At 65.8% G+C, this 2,508-nt stretch carries 4 protein-coding genes; all 4 read right to left on the minus strand.

All coding sequences use genetic code 11. The features are described 5' to 3' along the window. Window positions 1-647, minus strand: a 647-nt coding sequence (locus RMO18_RS20880; protein WP_309668456.1) for a CTP synthase, incomplete at its 3' end; no start/stop codon positions are given. A gap of 145 nt (window positions 648-792) precedes the next feature. Continuing rightward, on the minus strand, window positions 793-1,185 hold the full coding sequence (gene secG, locus RMO18_RS20885) for a preprotein translocase subunit SecG (RefSeq protein WP_309668457.1): 393 nt from the start codon (window positions 1,183-1,185) through the stop codon (window positions 793-795). A 148-nt stretch (window positions 1,186-1,333) separates the two neighbouring features. Further along, window positions 1,334-1,717, minus strand: coding sequence for a VOC family protein (locus RMO18_RS20890; protein ID WP_309668459.1), 384 nt, complete (start codon window positions 1,715-1,717; stop codon window positions 1,334-1,336). A gap of 81 nt (window positions 1,718-1,798) precedes the next feature. After that, window positions 1,799-2,508 (minus strand): glycosyltransferase family 61 protein (locus RMO18_RS20895; RefSeq protein WP_309668460.1); only part of this gene is annotated, 710 nt, incomplete at its 5' end.

A 2,508-nucleotide genomic window follows, 5' to 3' on the forward strand; every position in this document is an offset into this window, starting at 1 on the left:
GGGATCGGGTGTTCGGAGCGCAAGAGGAGCACATCGGGGGCAAGGCCGATGGATTGCAGTTCCTTGACGGAGTGCTGGGTGGGTTTGGTTTTGAGTTCTCCGCTGGCCGCAAGGTAGGGCAGCAGGGTCAGGTGCATCAGGATCGACTGGCCGCGCGGGCGTTCATGGATGAACTGGCGGATCGCTTCGAAGAACGGCAGGCCTTCGATATCGCCGACGGTGCCGCCGATTTCGCAGAGCATGAAATCGACCTCGGAGTCGCCGATGCGCAGGAAATCCTTGATCTCGTTGGTGACGTGCGGGATCACCTGGATGGTCTTGCCGAGGTAATCGCCGCGGCGTTCCTTTTCCAGCACGTTGGAATAGATCCGGCCCGAGGAGATGCTATCGGTCTGGCGGGCAGAGACGCCGGTGAAGCGTTCGTAATGGCCAAGGTCGAGGTCGGTTTCGGCGCCATCGTCGGTGACGAACACCTCGCCATGTTCGAACGGCGACATCGTGCCGGGATCGACGTTCAGGTAGGGGTCAAGCTTGCGCAGGCGGACGGTGTAGCCACGGGCCTGCAAGAGCGCGCCAAGGGCGGCAGAGGCGAGGCCTTTGCCAAGCGAGGACACCACGCCGCCAGTGATAAAGATGTAGCGCGCCATGAGGCCCCCGTGTTTGCAGAGCGATTCGGAACAGGTGGAATCGCATCACCACGGGATTTGGGGTATAGCGAAGGAGTGGGCATTAGGCAACCGTGACCGCTAGATGATGAGGATCATCCGCGCGATTGGCCAAGCGGTTGTGGCGTCAGGGATTGGCAGGCGGTGGCGTTACCGGCGTGGTGCCGTCATCGGCCCGGGGCGGAGTGGCCGGGGCATCAGCGGCAGGCGGCGGCAGCAGATCAGAACCGCTGAGACCGCCGGTCGCCGGGGCCTCGGCAGGTGCGGGGGCAAGTTCGTCAACCACGGAGCCATTGCCAGCGCCGCGGGTGGCCAGGATGGTGAGGGTGATCGAGGTCACGATGAACGCTGCGGCAAAGACCCAGGTCAGTTTGGTCAGCGCTGTGGCAGAGCCCCGGGTGGAAACAGCACCGCCGCCGCCACCCATGCCAAGACCGCCGCCTTCGGAGCGCTGCAACAGCACCACCCCGATCAAGAGCAGGGCGAGGATCAGATGGATGGTGAGGACGACGTTTTCCATGGGCACTTTCTGGACGGCGCTTTGGCAGCTTTGCGCGCCTATCTAGGGGTAAGCGGCTTTGGCCGCAAGGGCCTTGGGCGGGCGGGACGTGCGGTGCCGTGGGAAGCCTCCGGCGGAAGTATTTGAGCAACGAGCAAATCTGAGGCTGTCAGGCGAGGCCTTCGTGGACGGCGCTGAGTTTGTTGCCGTCCGGGTCACGCAGGTAGGCGGCGTAGAAGGCCGCACCGTAAGGGCGCAGGCCGGGGGCGCCTTCGTCGTGGCCACCATGGGCGAGGCCGGCTGTGTGAAAATCGCGGACGGCCTGTTGCGAGGGGGCAATGAGTGCTGGCATCGAGCCGTTGCCGGTGCTGGCGGGTTTGCCATCATAGGGTCGGGTGACCCAGAGGCGGCAGCGGGTGTCGGAGGGGTGGGCGTAGCCAACTTCGTCGTCTTCGGTTGCGCGGCGGACCAGACCGAGCGGGGCGAGGGCTGCGTCGTAGAACCGGGTGGCGCGGGCAAGATCATTGGTGCCGAGGGTGATGTAGAGGAGCATGTTTGGCCTTTCTTCGGGCGGTGCCGCGCGGTTCCGGCGAAGCGGGATTGTACGCGTTGGGCGGAGTGGCGTTGCGCCCATTCAGACAGAAAGTGGCGGCGGGGCGCAAGGGCCGCTGCCGCCCTGATGCGGCAGCGGCACCAGCGCATAGCCATTTCGGCGCGAGATCAGGGCCAGCCGGCCCTGCAGGGCTTGCGCATCCGGGGGCAGCCAGTCGGTCGGGGATGTGTCGAGGAAACCGGCGGCGTGCAGCGCGTGCCCGAGGCGGGGCAGATCGGGCAGGCAGTGGGTCCAGAACCACGGATAGCCGGACTGGGCGGACTGGCTGCGCACAAAGATCTGGTCGCCGGGCGGGAGTGCCGTGGCCGACGCGCCCGAGCATCGTTCGATCTGCGAGGCAATTGCCTGCGGGTAATACGGGCGGCGGCCGAGAACGGCTACCTTGGCACCGGGTGCGGCAGCAAAGGCCACCAGATGCAGGGCCGAGCCGTCGACGCCGATGAGGTGGCTGGCACCGGCGTACATCGCGATCTGATCGTGCAGCGGCACGCGCTGTGGGTGGAAGATCTGGTAGCCGGCCGCTTTGAGATGCGTCTCGATCCGGTCTTCGAACATCAGGCCGTTGCGGTGCAGGCCAAGGCCGGCGCGGGAAACATAGACGCGGCGATGCGACCCGCTGGCGGGCACGCGGCTGATCCGTTGGCGGATGAAGGAATGGAAGGCTGGTGTGCCGTCGAACAGGTTTTCTGCCGTCGATATGCCTTCGTCCGGGACGACCAGCTGCGCGACGC

The sequence above is a fragment of the Tabrizicola sp. genome, from assembly GCF_031377265.1.
In the GTDB taxonomy this organism is placed as follows: Bacteria; Pseudomonadota; Alphaproteobacteria; order Rhodobacterales; family Rhodobacteraceae; genus JAUYQR01.

Bases quoted from the DNA above. Each gene is read 5' to 3' on its own strand.
- secG (WP_309668457.1), bottom strand. From the start codon at position 1,185: ATGGAAAACGTCGTCCTCACCATCCATCTGATCCTCGCCCTGCTCTTG.
- RMO18_RS20890 (WP_309668459.1), bottom strand. From the start codon at position 1,717: ATGCTCCTCTACATCACCCTCGGCACCAATGATCTTGCCCGCGCCACC.